Source organism: Burkholderia sp. HI4860, from assembly GCF_002223045.2.
Lineage (GTDB): Bacteria > Pseudomonadota > Gammaproteobacteria > Burkholderiales > Burkholderiaceae > Burkholderia.
Genome location: NZ_NKFO02000003.1, coordinates 589,254 through 612,549, shown reverse-complemented (window position 1 = coordinate 612,549; position 23,296 = coordinate 589,254). Strand labels below are relative to the sequence as shown.

Annotated in this window: 22 protein-coding genes; 13 read left to right on the top strand and 9 right to left on the bottom strand. The window is 66.8% G+C overall.

From position 1 onward, the window contains the following. Positions 1-58: 58 nt before the first annotated feature. The 6 genes from CFB34_RS18105 to CFB34_RS18080 form a co-directional block, all read right to left on the bottom strand. Entirely contained in the window at positions 59-883 is an 825-nt protein-coding gene (locus CFB34_RS18105; RefSeq protein ID WP_089439641.1) for a phosphodiesterase, read from the bottom strand. Positions 884-967: 84 nt separating this feature from the next. Then, positions 968-1,999: an ABC transporter ATP-binding protein gene (locus CFB34_RS18100; RefSeq protein ID WP_039352318.1), complete on the bottom strand. Its 1,032-nt coding sequence runs from the start codon at positions 1,997-1,999 to the stop codon at positions 968-970. 13 nt (positions 2,000-2,012) lie between these two features. Beyond that, entirely contained in the window at positions 2,013-2,915 is a 903-nt protein-coding gene (locus tag CFB34_RS18095) for an ABC transporter permease subunit (protein WP_089439642.1), read from the bottom strand. Between the two features lie 10 nt (positions 2,916-2,925). After that, complete coding sequence (locus CFB34_RS18090) at positions 2,926-3,750, bottom strand: ABC transporter permease (protein WP_069247587.1); 825 nt, start codon at positions 3,748-3,750, stop codon at positions 2,926-2,928. Positions 3,751-3,766: 16 nt separating this feature from the next. Continuing rightward, entirely contained in the window at positions 3,767-4,795 is a 1,029-nt protein-coding gene (locus CFB34_RS18085; protein ID WP_089439643.1) for an ABC transporter substrate-binding protein, read from the bottom strand. Positions 4,796-4,862: 67 nt separating this feature from the next. Continuing rightward, positions 4,863-5,888: a substrate-binding domain-containing protein gene (locus tag CFB34_RS18080; protein WP_089439644.1), complete on the bottom strand. Its 1,026-nt coding sequence runs from the start codon at positions 5,886-5,888 to the stop codon at positions 4,863-4,865. Between the two features lie 880 nt (positions 5,889-6,768). Here CFB34_RS18080 and CFB34_RS18075 point away from each other — a divergent pair. The 5 genes from CFB34_RS18075 (at position 6,769) to lpdA (ending at position 12,815) form a co-directional block, all read left to right on the top strand. After that, on the top strand, positions 6,769-7,395 hold the full coding sequence (locus CFB34_RS18075) for a flavin reductase family protein (protein ID WP_089439646.1): 627 nt from the start codon (positions 6,769-6,771) through the stop codon (positions 7,393-7,395). Between the two features lie 415 nt (positions 7,396-7,810). Then, entirely contained in the window at positions 7,811-9,043 is a 1,233-nt protein-coding gene (locus CFB34_RS18070) for a 3-methyl-2-oxobutanoate dehydrogenase (2-methylpropanoyl-transferring) subunit alpha (protein ID WP_089439647.1), read from the top strand. A gap of 2 nt (positions 9,044-9,045) precedes the next feature. Further along, a complete protein-coding gene (locus CFB34_RS18065) occupies positions 9,046-10,086 on the top strand; it encodes an alpha-ketoacid dehydrogenase subunit beta (RefSeq protein ID WP_089439648.1) in 1,041 nt (346 codons plus the stop codon). Position 10,087: 1 nt separating this feature from the next. Further along, on the top strand, positions 10,088-11,416 hold the full coding sequence (locus CFB34_RS18060) for a dihydrolipoamide acetyltransferase family protein (RefSeq protein WP_089439649.1): 1,329 nt from the start codon (positions 10,088-10,090) through the stop codon (positions 11,414-11,416). A 7-nt stretch (positions 11,417-11,423) separates the two neighbouring features. Further along, complete coding sequence (gene lpdA, locus CFB34_RS18055) at positions 11,424-12,815, top strand: dihydrolipoyl dehydrogenase (protein ID WP_089439650.1); 1,392 nt, start codon at positions 11,424-11,426, stop codon at positions 12,813-12,815. Between the two features lie 265 nt (positions 12,816-13,080). Here lpdA and CFB34_RS18050 read toward each other — a convergent pair whose 3' ends face one another. Continuing rightward, positions 13,081-14,073 (bottom strand): IS5-like element ISBmu2 family transposase, encoded by a 993-nt coding sequence (locus tag CFB34_RS18050; RefSeq protein WP_006412423.1) that lies wholly within the window; start codon positions 14,071-14,073, stop codon positions 13,081-13,083. 86 nt (positions 14,074-14,159) lie between these two features. Next, entirely contained in the window at positions 14,160-15,521 is a 1,362-nt protein-coding gene (locus tag CFB34_RS18045; protein ID WP_089439651.1) for a helix-turn-helix domain-containing protein, read from the bottom strand. A 388-nt stretch (positions 15,522-15,909) separates the two neighbouring features. On the opposite strand from CFB34_RS18045, the gene CFB34_RS18040 reads away from it, so the two are divergent. The 8 genes from CFB34_RS18040 (at position 15,910) to CFB34_RS18005 (ending at position 22,259) form a co-directional block, all read left to right on the top strand. Further along, positions 15,910-16,761: an oxidoreductase gene (locus tag CFB34_RS18040; RefSeq protein ID WP_089439652.1), complete on the top strand. Its 852-nt coding sequence runs from the start codon at positions 15,910-15,912 to the stop codon at positions 16,759-16,761. A 158-nt stretch (positions 16,762-16,919) separates the two neighbouring features. Next, complete coding sequence (locus tag CFB34_RS18035) at positions 16,920-17,657, top strand: SDR family oxidoreductase (RefSeq protein ID WP_069353671.1); 738 nt, start codon at positions 16,920-16,922, stop codon at positions 17,655-17,657. A gap of 52 nt (positions 17,658-17,709) precedes the next feature. Further along, positions 17,710-18,609 carry an SDR family oxidoreductase gene (locus CFB34_RS18030; RefSeq protein WP_069353672.1) on the top strand — a complete coding sequence of 300 codons (900 nt, stop codon included), beginning with the start codon at positions 17,710-17,712 and terminating at the stop codon, positions 18,607-18,609. Between the two features lie 94 nt (positions 18,610-18,703). Beyond that, a complete protein-coding gene (locus CFB34_RS18025) occupies positions 18,704-19,477 on the top strand; it encodes an SDR family oxidoreductase (protein WP_089425877.1) in 774 nt (257 codons plus the stop codon). 99 nt (positions 19,478-19,576) lie between these two features. Next, positions 19,577-19,894 carry a nuclear transport factor 2 family protein gene (locus CFB34_RS18020; protein WP_069353673.1) on the top strand — a complete coding sequence of 106 codons (318 nt, stop codon included), beginning with the start codon at positions 19,577-19,579 and terminating at the stop codon, positions 19,892-19,894. 60 nt (positions 19,895-19,954) lie between these two features. Further along, positions 19,955-21,331, top strand: coding sequence for an aldehyde dehydrogenase family protein (locus CFB34_RS18015; protein ID WP_089439653.1), 1,377 nt, complete (start codon positions 19,955-19,957; stop codon positions 21,329-21,331). A gap of 11 nt (positions 21,332-21,342) precedes the next feature. Beyond that, on the top strand, positions 21,343-21,612 hold the full coding sequence (locus CFB34_RS18010; protein WP_089430850.1) for a hypothetical protein: 270 nt from the start codon (positions 21,343-21,345) through the stop codon (positions 21,610-21,612). Positions 21,613-21,695: 83 nt separating this feature from the next. Then, positions 21,696-22,259 carry a DUF924 family protein gene (locus CFB34_RS18005; protein WP_089424953.1) on the top strand — a complete coding sequence of 188 codons (564 nt, stop codon included), beginning with the start codon at positions 21,696-21,698 and terminating at the stop codon, positions 22,257-22,259. Positions 22,260-22,305: 46 nt separating this feature from the next. On the opposite strand, the gene CFB34_RS18000 is transcribed toward CFB34_RS18005, so the two are convergent. Then, complete coding sequence (locus CFB34_RS18000) at positions 22,306-23,253, bottom strand: MBL fold metallo-hydrolase (protein ID WP_089430852.1); 948 nt, start codon at positions 23,251-23,253, stop codon at positions 22,306-22,308. Between the last annotated feature and the right edge of the window lie 43 nt (positions 23,254-23,296).

Sequence of the window (23,296 nt, the reverse complement as noted above, 5' to 3'; positions counted from 1 at the left end):
CAACCCGGCCGAACCTGCGTAACCGACCGGCCGCTGCCCGTCAGCGTGCGTCAACCCGTCAGTCGACCAGCTCACCCGTCGGTTCATAGAACGGATAAGGCCCGGCGCCTTCATCGACATATACGTGATGCGACGTCATCCCCGCATCGGGCACGTAGTGATGGACCGCGAACGCCGGCGGTTCGAGCCGGAACGCGGAGGGCCCATCGGGCCGCAGGTCGAATGCGACCTGATGCGCGGGCGACGGCACCGCGGCGGCGAGCGTGCCGCCGAAGCGCGTGAACATCGTGCGATGCACGTGGCCGCACAGCACGCGCTCGACGTTCGGATGGCCGCGCAGCAGCGCGTCGAGTTTCGCGGAAGCCGCAGGCGCGAGGCGCAGCTTGTCCATGTGGCCGATGCCCGACGCGAACGGCGGGTGATGTAGCGCGACGATCACCGGACGGTCGCGCGCGGCGTCGAGCTGCGCGGCGAGCCAGGCGAGCCGTGCATCGCACAGGTCGCCGTAGCTGGCGCCCGGCACCTGCGAATCGAGCGCGAGCACGCGCACCGCGCCGACGTCGAGCGCGTATTGCACGAATTCGCCCGCCTGCAGCTCGGCGCGATCGGCAAACGCGCGGCGCAGCCCGGCGCGGTCGTCGTGATTGCCGATCATCAGGTAGTACGGAATCTCGAGCGCGGCGAGCAGCCCGCGCAGGTTGCCGTACTCCTCGTCGTGGCCGAAATCGGTCAGGTCGCCGGTGACGAGCACCGCATCCGGGCGCGGCACGAGCGCGTTCAGTTTTTCGATGCAGCGCGTGAGCGCGGCCGCGGTGTCGACGCGCCGGTACGCGAGCTGTCCCGGACGCTTGATGTGGAGATCGCTGATTTGAGCAAGCAGCATCGTCGTTCCTCGGAATTGTGTGATTGTTGTCGCGGCGTCGTGCGCCGCGGTGGGGTGCTGCATGAATGATGCCGGAATGACGGATCAGGCGCCGAGCGCGATCAGGCCCTCAGGTGCGACCGTGAGGCCGACCGCCGTGCCGCGTGCGAGCGCGATGCGGCCCGGCACGTCGATGACGAGCGCGTCGGGAGCCGCGTGCTCGATCGTGAGCCGCGTGCGCTCGCCGAGGAATGCGCATGCGCTCACGGCACCGCGCAGCGGCGCATGCGCGGGATCGGCGAGTTGCGCATCCTCGGGGCGGAAGAACCACTCGTCGGCGGCGTGCGGCGTCGCGATCGCGCCGCCCGTGGTCACCAGCGTGCCGTCGCGCCATTGCCCGGCGAGCCGGTTCAGCGTGCCGATGAACTGCGCGACCGTGCGGTTGGCCGGGTGGTAGTAGATGTCGCGCGGCGTGCCGATCTGTTCGATGCGGCCCGCGCCCATCACGACGATCCGGTCGCCGAGCTCCATCGCTTCGGCCTGGTCGTGCGTCACGTAGACCGTCGTCACGCCGAGCTCGCGCAGCAGCGTATTCATCTCGCGACGCAGCGTGTCGCGCAGCTTCGCGTCGAGCGCGGTCAGCGGCTCGTCGAGCAGCAGCACGCGCGGTCGCACCGCCAGTGCGCGGGCCAGTGCGACGCGCTGGCGCTGGCCGCCCGACAGCTGGTCGATCGGCTTGTCCGCATGGGCGTCGAGCCGCATCATCGCGAGCAACTCGTCGACGCGCTCGCGCAGCGCGCGCGGCTCGGTCTTGCGGATCTTCAGCCCGTAGCCGACGTTGCCGCGCACCGTCAGGTTCGGAAACAGCGCGTAGTTCTGGAACACCATGCCGACCTGCCGGCGCTCGATCGGCAGCGCGGTGACGTCGTCGTTGCCGAATGCGATCGTGCCGCCGGCGTCCGGCGTGTCGAGGCCCGCGATCAGGCGCAGCGTCGTGGTCTTGCCGCAGCCCGACGGCCCCAGCAGCACGAGCGTTTCGCCCGCGCCGATTGACAGGTCGAGCGGTTCGAGCACGCGCGTGCCGCGGAACGTCTTCGCGCAGCGGGTCAGGGTGATGGGAGTGGAATCGAGTTTCATGTCTGCGAGAAATTCAGCGCGGGCGCTTCTTGAGTGCCCGCGTGCCGGACGGATCGACGCCGAGCCACTGCATCGCGACGAGCAGCGGCAGCGTCATCAGCAGGAACAGGATCGTGTACGCGCTGCCGACTTCGAGACGCAGCGACGCATACGTATCGGCGAGCCCGACCGGCAGTGTCTTGGTGTCGGGCGTATGCAGCATCCACGTGAGGTTGAATTCGCCGATCGACAGCGTGAGCACCGCGAGCGCACCCGCGACGATGCCGGGGCGCAGGTTCGGCAGCACGATCGTGACGAAGCGCGTGACGAACGATGCACCGAGGCTCGCCGCGCCTTCCTCGAGCGTGCGCAGGTCGGCGCCGGCCGCGACGGCTGCCACCGCACGCACCATGAACGGCAGCGTGAACACGACGTGGCCGACGACGATGAACCACAGGCTCATCCGGAACGCGGTGAAGCCGCCGTACACGACCAGCAGCGCGAGCGCCGACGCGAGGCCGGGCAGCGCGACCGGCAGCACGAGCGCCTCCTCGATCGCGCGCGCGGCGCGGCTCTTGCTGCGCGCGAGCGCATAGCCGGCCGGCACGCCGACCGCGAGCACGATCGCGAGCGTCGCGAACGCGACATAGAGCGACAGCGCGACCGAGCCGTGATACTGCTGCCACACCTGTTCGAGCCAGCGCAGCGTGAGGCCGCTCGACAGGCCGCGGAAATAGTTGACGGTGAGGCCCGCGAGCACCGACATCACGACGGGCACGATCAGGAACGCGCACAGCAGCAGCGTGACGCCCCATTGCAGCGCGGCGATCGCGCGCGCGCCGGTGACGCGCGGCGCGCGGCGGGCGACGCCGTTCGCCTGCGCGGGAGCGGGAGCCGGGGCCGGCGACGGCGCGGAAGAGCCGGAAAGCGATTGCATGCAGGAATCCTCAGGCCGCGGCGGCGGCGGTGTGGCCGGTGAAGCGGCGCGCGAGTGCGAGCACGGCCCAGGTGACGATGCCGAGCACGATCGACAGGCCGGCCGCCGTCGCGATGTTCGCGTTCAGCGTGAACTCGGTATAGATCGTCATCGGCAGCACGTTCAGGTCGGTGGCGAGCGTGAACGCGGTACCGAACGCGCCCATCGCGGTCGCGAAGCAGATCGCGCCGGCCGCGATCAGGCCCGGCGCGAGCGCGGGCAGCACGATGTCGACGAAGATGCGCCACGGCGATGCGCCGAGCGAACGCGCGGCTTCCTCGAGCGACGCGTCGAGCTTGGACGCCGCCGCGATCACGGTGACGATCACGCGCGGAATCGAGAAGTACAGGTAGCCGATGAACAGCCCGGCGACCGAGTACGCGAACACCCACTTGTCACCGGTGAGCTTCGCGGACAGCATGCCGATCAGCCCCTGCCGGCCGGCGAGCATGATCACCATGAAGCCGACGACGACGCCTGGGAACGCGAGCGGGAACGTGAGCAGCGCGAGCAGCACGCGCTTGCCCGCGAATTCGCGGCGTGCGAGCAGGAGGCCCGAGATCGTCGACAGCGCGAGCGTCGCGAGCGTGACGCCCGCGGACAGCGCGATGGTTTCGCCGAGGCTCTTCATGTAGCGCGCATTACCGAGCAGCGCCGCGTAGTGCGAGAAGAACGCGCCGTCGGCGGACACCTGCACGAGCGCCGCCATCGGCAGCAGCCAGAACGCGGCGAACACCGCGAGCGCCGGCGCGACGAGCGCGACGCGCCAGCGCAGCGGGAAAGTCAGGTCAAGCATCGATGAGGTCCGCCGCTTACTGCATGACCTGCAGGTATTGCTGGCCGAATGCCTGCTGGCCGGCTGCCATCTTGCCGAAGTCGACCGGTTTCGCACGCGCATATTCGCTCGCCGGCAGGAACTTCGATGCGATGTCGGCGCCGAGCGCTTGCGCGCGCACCGGGCGCAGGTACGCGTTGGCCCACAGCTTCTGGCCTTCGTCGGACAACACGAAGTCGAGCACCTTCTTGCCGTTCGCGTCGTGCGGTGCGCCCTTCACGAGACTCATCACGTACGGCACCGCGATCGTGCCTTCCTTCGGAATCACGAACTCGACGTTCGCGCTGTCCTTGTACTTCGCGCGATACGCGTCGAAGTCGTAGTCGAGCAGGATCGGAATTTCACCCGACAGCACGCGCGCGTACGCGGTCTGCTTCGGCACGATCGGTGCGTTCGCCTTCAGCTTCCTGAACCAGTCGAGCGCCGGCTTGAAGTTGTCGAGGCTGCCGCCGAGCGCCTGGTTCACGGCGACCGCGCCCGCATACCCGACGAACGCGCTCGACGGGTCGAGATAGCCGACCATGCCCTTGTATTCCGGCTTCAGCAGGTCGGCCCACGAGCGCGGCACCGGCTTGCCGTCGAGCGCATCCTTGTTCACGAAGAAGCCGAGCGTGCCCGAATGGATCGCGAACCAGTAGCCTTGCGGGTCCTTCAGGTTCGCGGGGATGTCGTTCCAGTGCGCGGGCTTGTACGGCGCGATCACGCCCTTGTCCTTCGCCTGGAACGCCGACGACACGCCGAGGTAGACCACGTCGGCGACCGGGCTCTTCTGCTCGGCGATCAGCTGCGCGATCGACTGGCCCGAGTTCTTGTTGTCGAACGGCACGCGGATGCCGGTCTTCTGCTTGATCGCCGCGATCTGCGCGGCCCAGTCGGCCCATTCGGGCGGGCAGTTGTAGCAGATCGCCGTTTCGTCGGCGTGGGCGGCGGGCGCGCCGGCGAGGAGCGCGGCGCAGGCGACGGGCGCTGCAAGCGCGCGCAGCAGCGAGGTCAGGCGAAAGGACACGGTAGGTCTCCGGGCGAGGGTGAGGCGCTGGGGTGGTGTGGTGGTGTGCAGGGTGTGCGGCGCGGGTTCAGGCCTTGCGCAATTGCAGGTCGGTGGCCGGCGGCGCCACGGTTGCGCCGTCGCGCACCACGTGCGGCAGGATCAGCGACGTGCGTTCGATCGCTGCGCCGCCGATGCATTCGACGAGACGCTGCCATGCGTGGCGGCCGATGTCGCGGTTCGGTGTCGCGACGCTCGCGAGCGGCGGTGCGAGCAGTTCGCCGAGCGCGATCCCGTCGAAGCCGAGCACCGACAGGTCGTCGGGAATCGAGAAGCCCGCGCGGCGCAGGCCGCGCATCACGACCATCGCGAGCAGGTCGTTGCTGCAGAAGAGGGCGGTCGGGCGCGTCGCGTGCGCGGTGAGATGCGCGAGCACCGCATCGGGCAACTCGGGCGCGTTGAAATCGACTTCGACCGGCGGCAGCGGGGCGACGCCGATTTCCTCGAGCGCCTGCGCATAGCCGAGATGACGCTGGCGTGCGCGATCCGACGCGGCGAGCGAGCCGGCCAGCATCAGCACGCGGCGGTGGCCGCGCGCGGTCAGCAGCCGCACGCCGTCATACGCGGCACGGCGGTTGTCGACCGACACCGACGGGCGGCGCTGCGTGTCGTTGTGCATCAGCACGTAGTGCGGGCCGTCGTGGTCGAGCATGTCGAGCAGCGGGTGGGTATCCGCATCGGCGACGGTGAGGATCAGCCCTTCGACGCGCTGCTCGCGCAGCGTCTCGATCGCGTGGCGCTCGCGCGCCGCGTCGTATTCCGTCGTCATCAGGATCAGCTTGAAGCCGGCCGCGGTCGCGAGTTCGTCGATGCCTTGCAGGCAGTCGGCGAACACGGGGTTCGACAACGTCGGCACGACGACGCCGACGAGCCGCGTGCGCTCGCCGCGCAGTTGCCGGCCGAGCGGGCTCGGGCGGAACTGCAGTGTGTCGATCGCAGTGCGGATCGTTTGCAGCGTGGCGGGGCTGACGGTGTGCGGGGCGTTGATCGCGCGCGAGACGGTGGCGATCGAGAAGCCCGCGAGGGCAGCGACGTCCTTGATGGTCGAGGTCATGAAAGCTTGCGATGTAAACGTTTTCGGCCGGGAAATTATCGAAAACGTTTGTGACTTCGCGATGACTTGGGCGACGTTTGTTTCGCAAAAGGCACGACACAAACGTCTGACGGATAGGGCCGTCGGACGACGCGGATTCGATTGTATCGGGGATGGTGCGGCGCGGGAGGAAATCGTTGGCGGCGGTGTGGCGGTCGGCGATTACGCGTGACGATGCCGCGCGACGGCGGGGGCATCGCGATGCGGCGCCGCGGAATAAGGGAACGCATGGGCAAGCAATGGTAGAATCGCGTCCGCCCTCTTGCCGGGGTGATGAAATTGGTAAACATAGCGGACTTAAACGATTGAGTGCCCGGTCGGAAACGGTCGGTGCAGAACCCTTCAAATTCGGCGAAACCCCTGATGCGCGCATCGAGGCAACGCCGAGCCAAGCCTCGCGGCCGCCGCGAGGAAGGTGTAGAGACTAGACGGGGGGCGCCTAAGGCGCATGGGCAGCAGGCAAGCCCGCGCGCGACGGCGAAGGCATAGTCCAGCGCACGAACGGCATCGCGCACGCGACGCCGGCTTTGAAAGAAGCAGTGTGACGAAAATCCGCCGCCTTAACTGGCTTGCCGGTTCGAGTCCGGTCCCCGGCACCATCGATTGCATTGACGCGATTCGATTTGACGAAGGTGTAAAAAACCCGCGAGAAATGAAGCCCTCGCGGGTTTTTTTGTGGGTGTGACACGTGACGCCTTCACCGTCCGTGCCGCTTCGCTGCGGCGAAAACGGCGCCATGTGATACTGGCACGCACGTCGCGCCGCACGCGTTCGCCGCCCCCGGCGAACGCAGCGCGCCGGCCGATTCCGCCATCGCTTGCGCCTCGCCACACCACCTGTCATGAACGACTCGACCCACCACTATTACGAACCCTCGCAAGGCCACGGCCTGCCGCACGATCCGCTGAACGCGATCATCGGCCCGCGCCCGATTGGCTGGATCGCTTCCCGCGGCGGCGACGGCACGCTCAATCTCGCGCCCTACAGTTTCTTCAACGCGTTCAACTATCGTCCGCCGATCATCGGCTTTTCGAGTACCGGCGCGAAGGACAGCCTGCGCAACGTGCAGGAGACCGGCGAGTTCGTGTGGAATCTCGCGACGCGCGATCTCGCCGAGCGGATGAACCAGACCTGCGCCGCCGTGCCGTACGAGGTCAACGAATTCGAACTCGGCGGCTTGACCGCGGTGCCGTCGCGGGTCGTCAACGTGCCGCGCGTCGCGGAAAGCGGCGTGAACTTCGAATGCAAGGTGACCGACGTGATCCGGCTGCGCGATCATCATGGCGTCGAGACGCCGGCCACGCTGGTGCTAGGCGAGGTCGTCGCGGTCCATATCCGTCATGACCTGCTGAAGGACGGCATCTTCGACACGTTCGGCGCCGGCATCATTCTTCGTGCGGGCGGCCCGTCGGCCTACGTGCACGTGAAGCCCGACAGCCGCTTCGACATCTTCCGCCCCGACGCGTGACCGGTCGCGTGCCGGAGTAAGCCGGCAAGGCGGGCCGCCGGCCCGGCCGCACCCGCCCCCGAAAGACCCCGCCGAGATCGACGATTTCGCGGGGTCTGTTGCGTCGTACCTTCGCATGACCGCCGCGCGCCGACCCGTGCGCGGCCCGATGCCCGATCGCCGTCTACCCGGCGACCCTGCGCCGCAGCAAACCCATGCTGCGCCGATGCCGCCGGTCGCCCCGATGCGCCGCAGCGATTCCCCATGGCAAATCTGCTCACCGCAATCGAGCGGCTTGGGCATCGACGTCCGCTGCCGCAAGGCATAAATTTCCAAGGTTGACGTGCCTATCCGCACGCCAGCCCGCGCGCAGGCCGGCAACCGGCCTGCGCGTTCCCAAACAGCGTGAGACACAATCGAGCGTGGAGACGACACGATGAGCCTGTCAGAGCCATTGCGTCTGCATGTGCCGGAGCCCACCGGGCGCCCGGGCTGCAAGACGGACTTTTCCTATCTGCATCTATCGCCGGCCGGCGCCGTTCGCCGCCCGCCGATCGACGTTGCCGCGGCGGACACCGCCGATCTCGCCCGCAGCCTCGTGCGCGTGCTCGACGACAGCGGCAAGGCCGTCGGCCCGTGGGCACCGGATCTCGACGATGCGCGGCTGATCGCCGGCCTGCGCGCGATGCTCAAGACCCGCATTTTCGACGCGCGCATGATGATCGCGCAGCGTCAGAAGAAAATCTCCTTCTACATGTTGAGCCTCGGCGAAGAGGCGATCGGCACCGCGCACACGATGGCGCTGCGCGACGGCGACATGTGCTTCCCGACCTACCGGCAGCAAAGCATCCTGATCACGCGCGACGTCCCGCTCGAACGGATGATCTGCCAGCTGATGTCGAACGAAGGCGACCCGCTGAAAGGCCGCCAGCTCCCCGTGATGTATTCGGACCGCGAAGCGGGCTTCTTCTCCATCTCCGGCAACCTCGCGACGCAGTTCATCCAGGCGGTCGGCTGGGCGATGGCGTCGGCGATCAAGGGCGACACGAAGATCGCGTCCGCGTGGATCGGCGACGGCGCGACGGCCGAATCCGACTTCCATACCGCGCTCACGTTCGCGCACGTGTACCGCGCGCCGGTCGTGCTGAACGTCGTCAACAACCAGTGGGCGATCTCGACGTTCCAGGCGATCGCGGGCGGTGAGGGCACGACCTTCGCCGGGCGCGGCGTCGGCTGCGGGATCGCGTCGCTGCGCGTCGACGGCAACGACTTCCTCGCGATCTACGCGGCGTCGAGCTGGGCGGCCGAACGCGCGCGCCGCAATCTCGGCCCGACGCTGATCGAGTGGGTGACCTACCGTGCGGGCGCGCACTCGACGTCGGACGATCCGACCAAGTACAGGCCGAGCGACGACTGGTCCCATTTCCCGCTCGGCGATCCGATCGAACGCTTCAAGCGCCACCTGATCGTCAAGGGCATCTGGTCCGACAGCGCACACGAAGCGTTGACGGCCGAGCTCGAGGCCGAGGTGATCGCCGCGCAGAAGGAAGCGGAGAAATACGGCTCGCTGGCCGACGACCGGATTCCGTCGCCGGCGTCGATGTTCGACGACGTATACAAGGAGCTGCCCGCGCACCTGCGCCGTCAGCGCCAGGAACTGGGAGCGTGATCATGGCGCAACAAGAGGCAGGCACGGCAACGCAGCCGATGACGATGATCCAGGCGCTGCGCTCGGCGATGGACGTGATGCTCGGGCGCGACAGCGACGTGGTCGTGTTCGGGCAGGACGTCGGTTATTTCGGCGGCGTGTTCCGCTGCACCGAAGGACTGCAGAACAAATACGGCAAGTCGCGCGTGTTCGACGCACCGATCTCCGAAAGCGGGATCGTCGGCGCGGCGGTGGGGATGGGCGCATACGGGCTGCGCCCGGTGTGCGAGATCCAGTTCGCCGACTATTTCTATCCGGCGTCCGACCAGATCGTGTCGGAAGGCGCGCGGCTGCGCTATCGCTCGGCCGGCCAGTTCATCGCGCCGATGACGATCCGCATGCCCTGCGGCGGCGGCATCTACGGCGGCCAGACGCACAGCCAGAGCCCGGAGGCGATGTTCACGCAGGTGTGCGGGCTGCGCACCGTGATGCCGTCGAATCCGTACGACGCGAAGGGGCTGCTGATCGCGTCGATCGAGAACGACGATCCGGTGATCTTCCTCGAGCCGAAACGGCTGTACAACGGGCCGTTCGACGGCCATCACGACCGGCCGGTCACGTCGTGGCTCAAGCATCCGGCCAGCGCGGTGCCCGAAGGCTACTACACGGTGCCGCTCGATACGGCCGCCGTGGTGCGCCCCGGCAACGACGTGACGGTGCTGACCTACGGCACGACGGTGCACGTGTCGCTCGCCGCGGCCGAGGAGACGGGCATCGATGCGGAGGTGATCGACCTGCGCACGCTGTGGCCGCTCGATCTCGACACGATCGTCGCGTCGGTGCGCAAGACCGGGCGCTGCGTCGTGGTGCACGAGGCGACGCGCACCTGCGGCTACGGTGCGGAACTGGTGTCGCTGGTCCAGGAACATTGCTTCTACCACCTCGAGGCGCCGGTCGAGCGCACGACGGGCTGGGATACGCCGTATCCGCATGCGCAGGAGTGGGCGTACTTTCCGGGCCCGGCCCGGGTCGGTGAAGCGTTGCGACGCGTGATGGAGGCGTGAGATGGGGATTCATGTCATCAAGATGCCGGATATCGGCGAAGGGATTGCCGAGGTCGAGCTGGTGGCCTGGCACGTGGAAGTCGGGCAGACGATCAAGGAAGACCAGCCGCTCGCCGATGTGATGACCGACAAGGCGGCGGTCGAGATTCCGTCACCGGTGACGGGCAAGGTGATCGAGCTCGGCGGCCGGATCGGCGAGATGATGGCGGTCGGCAGTGAGCTGATTCGCCTCGAGGTCGAAGGCGACGGCAACCTGAAGGCCGGCGCACCGGTGCGGGAATCAAAGGTAGCAACCGCACCGGTCGCTTCGGCGCCGTCGAAGTCGGTGGTCGAGGCGCCGGCCGAATCGTCCGCCAAGCCGGCCGCGAAGCACGCACCGGCAGAGCCGCGTCGTGCGAAGCATGCCGGGCATGCGGAGAAAGCGGAGCCGCCGCGCGCGGCGCTCGCGCCGGGCGAACGGCCGCTCGCGTCGCCGGCCGTGCGCCAGCGCGCATGGGACATGGGCATCGAGCTGCGCTATGTGCGCGGCACCGGTGAAGCAGGGCGGATCCTGCATGCGGACCTCGATGCGTATGCGGGTACCGGCAGCGGCGCGGCGCGCGGATCGCACGCGCAAGGCTACGCCGAACGCAACGACGAAACGGACGTACCGGTGATCGGCCTGCGGCGCGCGATCGCGCGCAAGATGCAGGAAGCGAAGCGCCGCATTCCGCACTTCAGCTACGTCGAGGAGATCGACGTCACCGAGCTCGAATCGTTGCGCACGGAACTGAATCGCCGCCACGGCGACACGCGCGGCAAGCTCACGCCGCTGCCGCTGCTGATCCGCGCGATGGTGATCGCGTTGCGCGACTTCCCGCAGATCAATGCGCGTTTCGACGACGAAGCGGGTGTCGTCACGCGCTACGGCGCGGTGCACATGGGCGTCGCGACGCAGACGGACGGCGGCCTCACGGTGCCCGTGCTGCGTCATGCGGAAGCGCGCGACGTGTGGTCGATTTCCGCCGAGATCGCGCGGCTCGCCGATGCGGTGCGCACGAACCGCGCGCAGCGCGACGAGCTGAGCGGCTCGACGATCACGATCTCGAGCCTCGGCGCGCTCGGCGGCATCGTGTCGACACCGGTCATCAATCATCCTGAAGTGGGCATCGTCGGCGTGAACCGCATCGTCGAGCGGCCGATGATCCGCGACGGCGCGGTCGTCGCGCGCAAGATGATGAACCTGTCGTCGTCGTTCGACCATCGCGTCGTCGATGGCGCGGATGCGGCCGAATTCATCCAGGCCGTGCGCGCGGTGCTCGAGCGCCCGGCACTGCTGTTCGTGGAGTGATCACGCAATGAAGAACGAACACACCACGCTGCTCGTGATCGGCGGCGGCCCGGGCGGCTACGTCGCCGCGATTCGCGCCGGCCAGCTCGGCATTCCGACCGTGCTCGTCGAGCGCGACCGGCTCGGCGGCACCTGCCTGAACATCGGCTGCATTCCGTCGAAGGCGCTGATCCACGTGGCCGATGCATTCGAACAGGCCCGCGGCCACGCGGGCGAGGGCGCACTCGGGATCCGCGTGCGCACGCCCGAGATCGACATCGCGAAAAGCGTCGCCTGGAAGGACGGCATCGTCGACCGGCTGACGCGCGGGGTCGGCGCGCTGCTCAAGAAGAACGGCGTGCGCGTGCTGCACGGCGATGCGCGGGTGGTCGACGGCAAGACCGTCGACGTCGTTGGCGGCGGCCATACGACGCGCATCAGCTGCGAGCACCTGTTGCTCGCGACCGGCTCCGAGCCGGTCGCGCTGCCGTCGATGCCGTTCGGCGGGCATGTCGTGTCGTCCACCGAGGCACTGTCGCCCGAGACGTTGCCGAAGCGGCTGGTCGTCGTCGGGGCCGGGTATATCGGGCTCGAACTCGGGATCGTCTATCGCAAGCTCGGCGTCGACGTGAGCGTGGTCGAAGCGGCGGAGCGCGTGTTGCCCGCGTACGATGCCGAACTCGCGCGGCCGGTTGCCGATTCGCTCGCGCGGCTGGGCGTGCGGCTGTTGCTCGGCCACAAGGTGCTCGGGCTCGCGGAGCACGGCGCGGTGCGCGTGCAGGCCGCCGATGGCGCGGAGCAGACGCTGCAGGCCGATCGCGTGCTGGTGGCGGTGGGCCGCCGGCCGCGCGTCGACGGCTTCGGGCTCGAGTCGCTGCCGCTCGATCGCAACGGCCGCGCGCTGTGGATCGACGACGAGTGCCGGACGTCGATGCGCAACGTCTGGGCGATCGGCGACGTCGCCGGCGAGCCGATGCTCGCGCATCGCGCGATGGCGCAGGGCGAGATGGTGGCCGAGCTGATCGCCGGCAAGCGCCGCAAGTTCATGCCCGCATCGATCCCGGCCGTGTGCTTCACCGATCCGGAGATCGTCACGGCCGGCTGGTCGCCGGACGACGCGCGGGCGGCCGATGTCGACTGCGTGAGCGCGTCGTTCCCGTTCGCGGCGAACGGGCGCGCGATGACGCTGCAGGCGACCGACGGCTTCGTGCGCGTCGTCGCGCGGCGCGACAACCACCTGATCGTCGGCTGGCAGGCGGTCGGGCGCGGCGTGTCGGAGCTGGCTGCCGCGTTCTCGCAGTCGCTGGAGATGGGCGCGCGGCTGGAGGACATCGGCGGCACGATCCATGCGCACCCGACGCTCGGCGAAGCGCTGCAGGAGGCCGCGCTGCGTGCGCTCGGGCACGCGGTGCATGTGTGACGGGCGAGCCTCCTGAAAAAGCGCCGCGGATGCGCAACGTGCGTATCCGCGGCGATATTTACGCCAGGTAGACGGCAGACACGTTCATTCGATATCCGGCACGCTGCGATGCCGGTGCTCCGGGTTTCGCCTAGGGAAACGCTGATCAATGGACCAACTTCCGAAGTTGCAGGCGAGATGGCTTCAAATTTTCTGGATGACGAAGCGAATCGGCGCTCAATTCAGTGAATTTGGCGCGTAAGCGAGCCTCCCCTGCTCGCATTTTTCATACGCATGACGGACTGCTCCCATGGACCGATCGCAACAGATTTCGCGCAATCACCAGATTCGCCAGAGCGAACAGGCTGAACAGTTGCGCGGTGTTCTTGGCCAAGCCCTTGTATCGGGTCTTGCGATGCTGAAACAGATTCTTGACGATATGAAACGGATGCTCAACCCGCGAACGGATCTGCGCCTTGGTTCGCTCGAGCGCGATCACCAGGTCCTTCAGCGCTCCTTCTTGCATCGCCTTGATCTTTCCCCGCCTGGCAGCGACGTGCCACTTCACGGCCTTGCCCGCCATTTCCTCGCGCTTGTCGACGCCAATGTAGCCCGCGTCGGCGAACACCTGCTCTTCATGCCCGTGCAGCAGGGCATGAGCTTGCGATACATCCGACACGTTGGCCGCCGTGCCAACCACACTGTGAATCAGGCCCGAGTCGGCGTCGACGCCAATGTGGGCTTTCATGCCAAAGTGCCATTCGTTGCCCTTCTTCGTTTGATGCATTTCCGGGTCACGGCTCTTCCCGGCATTCTTGGTCGACGGCGGCGCTTCAATGATCGTCGCGTCAACCAGCGTGCCTTCCTTCATCATCAGCCCACGCTCGCACAGCGAGATGCCAATCTCGTCGAACAACTTCCGTGTCAGTTCGTGTTCGATCAGCAGGCGCCGGAACTTCAACAGCGTGGTTGCATCAGGCACGTTCTCGATCGCCAGATCGATGCCGGCGAAGGCTCGCAGCGTGATGCTGTCATACAGCGCGTCTTCCAGTCCTTCGTCCGACAGTCCGTACCACTGTTGCACGAAGTAGATTCGCAGCATCCGCTCAAGGCCAATCGGCGGGCGACCTCGCGTGCCCTTCGGATAGTGCGGTTCGATGGCCGACAGCAAGCGCTGCCACGGAACGACCTTCTCCATCTCTTCCAGGAAGCGTTGGCGCCTCGTCACTCGCTTCTTGCCTGCAATTTCCGCTTCCGCGAAGCCGATCTGCCTCTTCATCGTCGTGGGTCCGTTCCGTGAGCTGTCTTCTAAACGTCCTCGGCTACGTCTGCGATGACCGCCGAGCCGAATAAATCAGCGTTTCCCTAGTCCTCCGGACCGTATTGACCGTCGTCCGTCCTGCTGCGGCCGGCGGATGCCGCCCGCATCCTCAATTCCCGCGGCGTTACGCCGAAGTGCCGCCGAATCGCGGTCGACAGGTAGCTTTGCGTGCCGAATCCGCAGTCCAGTGCGATCGACAGGATGCTGTCCGACGTATGTTCGAGCAGCAGGCGTGCGCGTTCCAGCCGCCGCTCGATGATGTATTGCGCCGGCGTGCGGGAAAACTGCATCCTGAATGCGTCGATCGTCGCGCGCTCGCTCATGCCAACCAGTCGGCAGAGGTCGGCCGTGTCGATACGGCTTTCCAGCGACGCATCGATGAACCGGTTGATCGCCTGTGCGCACAGCGGCGCGCTGGCGGCGTCGGCTGTCAACGGCTGATCGGCGGCGTGCGGGTTTCGCCGGTAGGTGGCGCCGGGCGGTTCGCCGAAGCGACGGTAGTACTCCCGAATGAAGCGCGCCGTGATCGAGAATCCATGCGCATGCAACGTCGCATCGAAATCCGGCCCGTCGCCTCGCGCGAGCGCGCGGTTCACGTGGCGAAAGCGCGCTTCGTTGCGCAGCTCGGTCGATGACCGGCCTGTCAGGCGGCGGATGCCGTGCTCCAGCGCCTCGGTCGCGCAGCCGAGCACGTGCGCGATCGCGCCGAGCGTTTTCCACCGCAGCGGCGCGTCCTCGAGCATGTGGATTGCCATGCGAGTCTGGTGTTCGGGCGTGCAATGGTCGCGGTCGAACAGTGCGCCGTGGTTGTTCGCGTGGCCGGCCACCATGATCTTCAGCATGTGTTCGAGCAACGCGTCGACGGCGACGCCGGGAATGGGCGACATCCTGATCATCCGGCGCAGGCAACCGGCCGCGGCATTCCATTGCATCCGCAGCTCGGGCGAGACCGGTGTCAGCCCGAACTCGACCGGCTCGAGCCCCGGCCGGCCAATCCATTGTGCGAGAAAGCGGTTGACCCGGTCCGCATCGATGATGACCGACAGATGGCCGAATCCGTCGCCACCCGTCGTGCAGAACGAGTGGCCAGTCGACGAAATCGGCATGACGTCACCCGTCGTGCAGGCCGCATCGTCACCGTTGCTTTCGTAACGAGCGTGGCCACGACGGCAGGACAGGAACAGGTAGTTCGGACGCGCATCGTTCGAGCGGAAGTGAAAAGGCATCAGGTAGTCGACGTCGTAGACGCCGATGCCGTTCCATTCATGTCCCGTCATGCTGACATTCCGACGAACCGCGTGCTGCGCCGTGAACTGGTTGTCGGCATAGATCGTGCCGATGAAATCGGACACTTCGTCGGGGTCGTCGCTGCGAAACCGGTGCGTCCTGTGAAGCGGGTCGCTCATGCTGGTTTCCACTCCGAACGGATGCCGGCGCGACTCGATGCCGGCGGCGGTGTGACGGGACGCACGCAACCGGCGTGCGTGCCCACTATTGCACCTTGCCGGCGCACCGTGCGTCAAGAATTGTCAAACGGGCGGCTGCACGCGGAAGGCCCGTGTTGTCTGATGAAACACCGCGCGGCAACGTCGATGTGTCCGCTCGGCCGGCTTCCGGATTTTCATTTTTCCGGTACGCATTCTTGAAAGAACCGGCACGGTCGGAACGCTAATATGGTTGAACCGATTGTTAGTCAATCGTGGATAGTGCATCTCGACGCGCCCCGTTCATTCGCGCCATCGGCTCGACTACACTCGATCCATCCCAATACTTTCAGTGATCCGGAGTTTTCGAATGAACACAGCATCGATGGCAAACAAGGTCGTATTGATTACTGGCGTCTCGTCCGGTCTCGGTCGCGAACTGGCGCAACGGCTGCTCGCAGAAGGCGCGCGGGTCGCGGGCACCGTACGCGGCGCGGAGCAGGTCGCCGAATTCGAACGGCTTGCGCCCGGGCGTGCGCTCGGTGTCCTGATGGACATCACGCAGCCCGACACGGTAGCGGCGGGCGTGCAGCGTGTGATCGAGCAGTTCGGCCGGATCGACGTGCTCGCCAACAATGCTGGCGTCGGCACGGTCGGCGCGGTCGAAGAGACGACCGAAGCCGATGCGCAGCAGATCTTCGACGTGAATTTCTTCGGCGGGTTGCGCCTGATCCATGCGGTCTTGCCCACCATGCGCCGCCAGCGCTCGGGGCACATCGTGCAGTTCTCGTCGATCGCCGGGTTCGCGGGCTACCCGGGGCTGGGCGTGTACGCCGCGGCCAAGGCCGCGACCGGCGTGCTCGGCGAGGCGTTGGCCGGCGAGCTCGCACCGCTCGGCATTCATGTGACGGTGCTGACGATCGGCATTTTCGAAACCCAGTTCGCCGGACGTTCGCTGGCGTATACGTCGAACCGGATCGACGACTACGCGGACACGCCGGCCGGCCAGTTCCGCGGATTCATCGGCCAACTGCAAGGCAAGCAGCCCAATGTGCCGGAAAAGGGCGCGCAGGCGATCGTCGATATCCTCAAGGCGGAGAAGCCGCCGGTCCATCTCGCGCTCGGTGCCGATGCGGTGGGAACGATGCTCGGCCGCGCCGAATCGATCGAGCGTGATATCCGCGCATGGGAAACCGTGTCGCGATCGACTCAGCGCGACTGAGCGGGTATCCGGTTCGTTCGGGTAAGGTCCGGATCAATAGTATCGGTGTGCTAAGTAACGGGAAGGAATCGTCGTGAATCGGCCCTCGTCGCGATCGATATCGCGCGGGCCAGGCATGCGTCCGGATGCGCTGGACGCGAAACCGTGGAGAAGCAGACATGAACAATCGAACAAGCGTGGCGATCGTGACCGGCGCATCGCGAGGTATCGGCGCGGCAATCGCGCGGCGCCTGGTGGACGACGGGCTGGCCGTCGTCATCAATTACGCAGGCAAGGCGAGCGAGGCCGAGGAACTGGCGAGCGATCTCGCGGGCGAGGGCGGGCAGGCGGTCGCGGTCCAGGCGGACGTCAGCGATCCGGCTGCCGTGGCGCGGCTGTTCGATGTGGCCGAAGCGAAGTTCGGCGGCGTCGACGTGCTGGTGAACAACGCCGGGATCATGAAGCTGGCGCCACTGGTCGATAGCGACGACGCGCTGTTCGACACGCAGATCGCCATCAACCTGAAGGGGACGTTCAACACGCTGCGCGCGGCGGCGCGCCGGCTGCGCAACGGCGGGCGCATCGTCAACCTGTCGAGCAGCGTGGTCGGACTGAGGCCCGAGACGTACGGCGTCTATACGGCCACCAAGGCAGCGGTCGAAGCGATGACGGGCATCCTGTCCAAGGAGCTGCGCGGTCGCTCGATCACCGTCAACGCCGTCGCGCCGGGGCCGACCGCGACCGACCTGTTCCTGAACGGCAAGTCGGCGGAGCTGATCGAGCGCCTGTCGAAGATGAATCCGCTGGAGCGTCTCGGTACACCGGCCGATATCGCGAACGCGGTCGCGTTCCTCGTTGGTCCGGACGGCGGCTGGATCAACGGGCAGGTGCTGCGCAGCAACGGCGGGATGGTTTGAGTCCGCACGGTTCGTATCGAAGGATCGCAGTCGTCAATCAAGGAGCATCGTCATGGGCAAAACCATTCTCATTACCGGTGCGTCGAGCGGCTTCGGCCGCCTGACGGCCGAAGCGCTGGCGGCGGCCGGCCACACCGTGTTCGCGTCGATGCGCGATACGGCCGGACGCAATGCGCCGGTCGTCGCGCAGATGGCCGCGCAGTCGAAAGCGCAGGGCATCGATCTGCGCACCGTCGAGATCGACGTGCAGTCGCAGGATTCCGTCGACGCCGGCGTCGCCAGCGTGATCGCCGAGGCCGGCCGCATCGACGTGCTGGTGCACAACGCGGGGCACATGGTGTTCGGTCCCGCCGAAGCGTTTACGCCGGAGCAGTATGCGCACCTGTACGACGTGAACGTGCTGAGCACGCAGCGCGTGAACCGCGCGGTGTTGCCGCATATGCGGAAAAGCGCCCGAGGCCTGCTGCTCTGGGTCTCCAGCAGCAGCTCGGCGGGCGGCACGCCGCCGTACCTGGCGCCGTATTTCGCGGCGAAGGCCGCAATGGATGCGATCGCGGTGCAGTATGCGCGCGAGCTGTCGCGCTGGGGCATCGAGACGTCGATCGTCGTGCCGGGCGCATTTACCGGCGGCACCAACCATTTCGCGCATGCGGGCGCGCCGGCCGACGCGTCGCGTGCGGCCGAATACGATGCGGGGCCGTATGCGGGCTTCGGCGAGCAGGTGCTGAAGGCGTTTGCGGACATCGTGCCGGCCGACGCCGATGCAAGCGAGGTGGCACGTGCGATCGTCGACATCGTGGGCATGCCGTTCGGCAAGCGTCCGTTCCGCGTGCACATCGATCCGACGCAGGACGGCGCGGCTGTCGGCTTCGCGGTGCTCGACCGCGTGCGTGCGGAGATGCTGCATCGCGTCGGCCTGTCCGACCTGCTGCAGCCGAAAGCGAATGCGTGACGCGCCGGGCGGCCGGCCGCAGCCGGCGCGTGGCCACTGATCCGGAACGTCATCCCGGACGTGGATCGAACAGGAAATGAATCAGGAGAGCGAAATGGCAAATCATGAAATCAAGGGCAAGACCGTACTGATCGCCGGCGGCGCGAAGAACCTGGGTGGCCTGATCGCACGCGATCTGGCCGCGCATGGCGCGAAGGCCGTCGCGATTCACTACAACAGCGCAGGCTCGAAGGCGGACGCGGAGACGACGGTCGCGGCGATCAAGGCGGCCGGCGCCGAGGCGGTCGCATTCCAGGCGGACCTGACGAGCGCGGCGGCCGTCGAGAAGCTGTTCGCCGATGCGGTTGCGGCGGTCGGCCGCCCGGACATCGCGATCAACACGGTCGGCAAGGTGCTGAAAAAGCCGTTCACCGAAATCAGCGAAGCGGAATACGACCAGATGAGCGCGGTGAACGCGAAGTCGGCGTTCTTTTTCCTGCGCGAAGCGGGGCGGCACGTGAACGACAACGGCAAGATCGTCTCGCTGGTTACGGCGCTGCTCGGCGCATTCACGCCTTATTACGCCGCGTATGCGGGTACGAAGGCGCCCGTCGAGCACTACACGCGCGCGGCGGCGAAGGAGTTCGGTGAGCGCGGCATTTCGGTGACGGCAGTGGGGCCCGGCCCGATGGACACGCCGTTCTTCTATCCGGAGGAGGGGGCGGACGCGGTCGCGTATCACAAGACGGCCGCCGCGCTGTCGAAGTATTCGAAGACGGGGCTGACCGACATCGAGGACGTCGTGCCGTTCATTCGTCACCTGGTCAGCGACGGCTGGTGGATCACCGGCCAGACGATCCTGATCAACGGCGGCTATACGACCAAGTAACACACCTCGGCTGCCCGTGTTTTGCCCGGCACGCGTTGCCTGCCCGTCACGCGTCGGGGCAGGACGACGGGCGGCCGTCTTTCATCGAGGATCGGCATCGTGAACACCGACATACTCCACCATCCGGTCGTGCGGCGCGCGATCGACGCGCTCCAGCAAGGCGATGGCGCGGCATGGGCCGCGCTGTTCGCGCCCGATGCGACGCTGTACGACGACGGCCGGCCACGAGACCTGCACGCATTCAACCGGGACGCGATCGGGACCGAGCGCTTCACGACGATCGATCGCGTCGACAACGACGGGCTCGAGATCCACGGCCGGTTTCATTCGGATCGCTGGGGCACGTTCCGTACGTACTTCAAGTTCCGGGTCGACGCCGATGGCCGGATTACCCGGCTCGACATCGGGCAGGCCTGAGCCGTCCGCATGCCGCCCGTTGCCGCTCCGGCCGGCGGCTTCCCCAAGGAGAACGCGACCATGTCGAACCCCTACCAGTCCGTGCTCGACGCGCAACGTGCGCGTTTCGACTCGGACGTCACGAAAACCCTTGCATGGCGCATCGCGCAGCTCGACCGGATGGAGCGGATGCTGCACGATCACCAGGACGCGCTGTGCGCGGCGCTGTACGAGGATTTCGGCAAGCCGCCGTTCGAGCAACTGTTCGAAATCTCCGTGCCGACCGGTGTCATCCGCTACTACCGCGAGCATCTGCACGAACTGATGGCGCCGCAGACAGTGGCGATTCCGCCGGCGCTGGAGGCGGCCGGCAACGCCGGCATGATCTACAAGGAGCCGTACGGCGTGACGCTCGTGATCGGCCCGTTCAACGCGCCGATTCTGTTGCTGCTGGATCCGGCGATCGCGGCATTGGCAGCCGGCAATACGGTGGTGCTGAAGCCGGCGAACACCACGCCCGCGACGGCCGCGCTGCTGAGCCGGCTCGTGCCGCAGTACTTCTCACCGGAGGACGTCGCCGTCGTCACGGGCGGTCGCCAGGAAATCGGCGCATTGCTGGAATTGCCGTTCGACTTCATCTTCTTCACCGGCAGCTCGGCGGTCGGCAAGGTCGTGATGCGCGCCGCCGCCGAGCATTTGACACCGGTGTTGCTGGAACTCGGCGGGCAGAACCCGTGCATCGTCGACGAAACCACGAATCTCGACATCGCGGCCGACCGTGTCGCGTGGGGGCACAACGCGATCTCGGGACAATGGTGCATCGCGCCCGGCTATGTGTACGTGCATGAATCGGTGGCCGAGGCCTTCATCGCGAAGCTCAAGGCGTCGATCACCGCGATGTACGGCGACGATCCGCAACAAAGCCCCGATTTCGCGCGAATGATCAGCGAACACGATGCCGAACGCGTCGCGTCTTACATCGTCGCCGACAAGGTCGTGCACGGCGGCCGCCACGACATCGCGGCACGCTATGTCGAGCCGACCGTGCTGTACCCGTCGACCTGGGACGATCCGGCGATGCAACAGGAAGTGTTCGGCCCGGTGCTGCCCGTGCTGCCGTACCGCGAACTGCGCGAGATCGTCGGCATCATGAAGCGCAAGCCGAAGCCGCTCGCGTGCTACGTGTTCAGCAAGCGGCAGGCGAGCATCGACTGCGTGCTCAACAGCCTGTCGTTCGGCGGCGGATGCGTGAACCAGACCAACCTGCATTGCTGGATCGACAGTTTGCCGTTCGGCGGCGTCGGCAACAGCGGGATGGGGAAGTACTACGGCAAGGCCGGCTTCGACGCGTTGAGCAATACCAAAGCGATGCTGATCGGCAATCCCGACGCGGTGCTCGACGTGTTCCCGCCGTATGCGGGAAAGGACATCGGCAAGATGCTCGGCGTCTTCGCGTAACCGGGGGCACGATGCATACACTTTGGACGATCGTCGCCGGCGTGCTGTTGCTGACCGTGTTCCTGTTGTTCGGGCAATTGTGGGGCACGCACGCGGCATCGCTGGCGTTTGCCGCTCAGGCGTTCGTGCCGGTCTGGCTCGTTGTCTCGCTGGCCAACCTGTGGGTTGGCGTGCATCGGGCCGGCTACGGCGTACGCGAGGAGCTGCCGATCCTCGCGATCGTATTCGGCGTGCCGGCCGTGGTTGCGGTGGCTGCCACGCTGCTGTTCCAACGCACCTGAATCGCAGGAGGACGACGGGCCGGGTGCGGGCACGGCCGTCGTCGACGTGCCGCTTCCATTCACCCGTCGTTCATCTCTTCGCCATGAAGATCGATATGCCATTGTTTGCCGCGCCGCCGGCGCAGGCCGTCATCACGTTCTGGATCGATGCCGGGCCCGCGCAATGGTTCGCAAAACATCCCGATTTCGATCGCCGCTTTCGCGAGCGCTTTCTCGATACGCACCTGGCCGCTGCAAGGCGCGAGCTGGACGGCTGGTTGTCGACGCCATACGGGACGCTCGCGCTGCTGTTGCTCACCGACCAGTTTCCGCGCAATGCGTTTCGCGGCACCGCGCGCATGTATGCGACCGACGCGCTCGCACGGCAGTTCGCGATGCACGCGTACGAGCACGATCAGATGGCGCAGGTCGAGCGGCCGCTGCGCCTGTTCTTCTGTTTGCCGTTCGCCCATTCCGAAGACCTCGACGACCAGCGGATTTCCGTCGAACTGAACGGCAGGCTCGGCCAGCCGTGGCTGTCGCATGCGATCGGGCACCGGGAGATCGTCGCGCGCTTCGGCCGCTTCCCGCATCGCAACGCGCTGCTCGGCCGCGAGACGACGCGCGACGAGGCGCGCTTTCTCGCATCCGGCGGCTTCGCCGGATGAGCCCACCGGTTCGCGCGGCATGGCCGCCGTGGCGGCCATGCGTGCGTCAGCGCAGGAACTCGATGCCGAACGTGCCGGCCGTATCGACGATATGCCCCGCGTGCGGTGCCTCGAAATGACCGGGCAGCAGCAGTGCGCCGTGCTCGACGCAATGCGCGAGCAGCTCGAAGCGGCTCTTCGCGGCGAGCGTGCGATCGTCGCAGACCTTGCTGCTCCATTGCCAGAACGGGATCTGGATCGGCGAGTGCAGCATGTCGCCGCTGAACACGCCGCGCGAGCCTTGCGACGTCAGCTCGATGCGCACGTGACCCGGAGAATGGCCCGGCGCGTGGCGGATCAGGAACGTGTCGTCGAGCTCGTAGGTGTCGTCGAACATCGTGGCCTGGCCGGCCTCGATCACGGGCAGCACGCTGTCGTTGTACATCGGGCTGAACCACGCGGGGCCGGCGGGGCCTTCGCCCCGGATCGCGCGGACCAGGTGATCGTGCTCGACCTGCGAGATCACGTAGCGCGCGTTCGGGAAGGTCGGCACCCACACACCATTGACGAGCTGCGTGTTCCAGCCGACGTGATCGGCGTGAAGGTGGCTGCACATCACGTAGTCGATCTCCTCGGGCTGGATGCCGAGTGCGCGCATCCGGTCGAGATAGCGCGTCGACAGCCGGTGCATTTCCGGCAGCCCCGGCCGCTCCTTGTGGTTGCCGATACAACTGTCGATCAGCACCGTATGCCGGCCGGTCCGCACGATCCAGCTGTGCACGGGCATCGGGATGCGGCCGCTTTCGGGATCGTAGTGTGTCGGCGCGAGCCAGTGCTCGTGTTCCGCCACGCGTGCGCGGTCGAAGTCCGGCAGCCAGCTCTGCGCGGTTTCGCCGAGCAGCGTCGTGTCGTACAGCCGGATGATTTCGACGTTGCCGAGCGCGAGGGAAAAAGCATGCGGTTCGGCATTCGTGATGTGCGCATGGCAATGCGCATGCCCGCAGGAATGGGTCATCGGTGTCTCCTGAATGAATTGGAATGAATCGAAGCGGGGCGTG

Coding starts and splice junctions, on each gene's coding strand:
- CFB34_RS18100 (WP_039352318.1), bottom strand. CDS start 1,999: ATGAAACTCGATTCCACTCCCATCACCCTGACCCGCTGCGCGAAGACG.
- lpdA (WP_089439650.1), top strand. CDS start 11,424: ATGAAGAACGAACACACCACGCTGCTCGTGATCGGCGGCGGCCCGGGC.
- CFB34_RS18030 (WP_069353672.1), top strand. CDS start 17,710: ATGGGCAAAACCATTCTCATTACCGGTGCGTCGAGCGGCTTCGGCCGC.
- CFB34_RS18080 (WP_089439644.1), bottom strand. CDS start 5,888: ATGACCTCGACCATCAAGGACGTCGCTGCCCTCGCGGGCTTCTCGATC.
- CFB34_RS18095 (WP_089439642.1), bottom strand. CDS start 2,915: ATGCAATCGCTTTCCGGCTCTTCCGCGCCGTCGCCGGCCCCGGCTCCC.
- CFB34_RS18015 (WP_089439653.1), top strand. CDS start 19,955: ATGTCGAACCCCTACCAGTCCGTGCTCGACGCGCAACGTGCGCGTTTC.
- CFB34_RS18025 (WP_089425877.1), top strand. CDS start 18,704: ATGGCAAATCATGAAATCAAGGGCAAGACCGTACTGATCGCCGGCGGC.
- CFB34_RS18000 (WP_089430852.1), bottom strand. CDS start 23,253: ATGACCCATTCCTGCGGGCATGCGCATTGCCATGCGCACATCACGAAT.
- CFB34_RS18090 (WP_069247587.1), bottom strand. CDS start 3,750: ATGCTTGACCTGACTTTCCCGCTGCGCTGGCGCGTCGCGCTCGTCGCG.
- CFB34_RS18065 (WP_089439648.1), top strand. CDS start 9,046: ATGGCGCAACAAGAGGCAGGCACGGCAACGCAGCCGATGACGATGATC.
- CFB34_RS18105 (WP_089439641.1), bottom strand. CDS start 883: ATGCTGCTTGCTCAAATCAGCGATCTCCACATCAAGCGTCCGGGACAG.
- CFB34_RS18050 (WP_006412423.1), bottom strand. CDS start 14,073: ATGAAGAGGCAGATCGGCTTCGCGGAAGCGGAAATTGCAGGCAAGAAG.
- CFB34_RS18060 (WP_089439649.1), top strand. CDS start 10,088: ATGGGGATTCATGTCATCAAGATGCCGGATATCGGCGAAGGGATTGCC.
- CFB34_RS18070 (WP_089439647.1), top strand. CDS start 7,811: ATGAGCCTGTCAGAGCCATTGCGTCTGCATGTGCCGGAGCCCACCGGG.
- CFB34_RS18010 (WP_089430850.1), top strand. CDS start 21,343: ATGCATACACTTTGGACGATCGTCGCCGGCGTGCTGTTGCTGACCGTG.
- CFB34_RS18040 (WP_089439652.1), top strand. CDS start 15,910: ATGAACACAGCATCGATGGCAAACAAGGTCGTATTGATTACTGGCGTC.
- CFB34_RS18005 (WP_089424953.1), top strand. CDS start 21,696: ATGAAGATCGATATGCCATTGTTTGCCGCGCCGCCGGCGCAGGCCGTC.
- CFB34_RS18045 (WP_089439651.1), bottom strand. CDS start 15,521: ATGAGCGACCCGCTTCACAGGACGCACCGGTTTCGCAGCGACGACCCC.
- CFB34_RS18075 (WP_089439646.1), top strand. CDS start 6,769: ATGAACGACTCGACCCACCACTATTACGAACCCTCGCAAGGCCACGGC.
- CFB34_RS18035 (WP_069353671.1), top strand. CDS start 16,920: ATGAACAATCGAACAAGCGTGGCGATCGTGACCGGCGCATCGCGAGGT.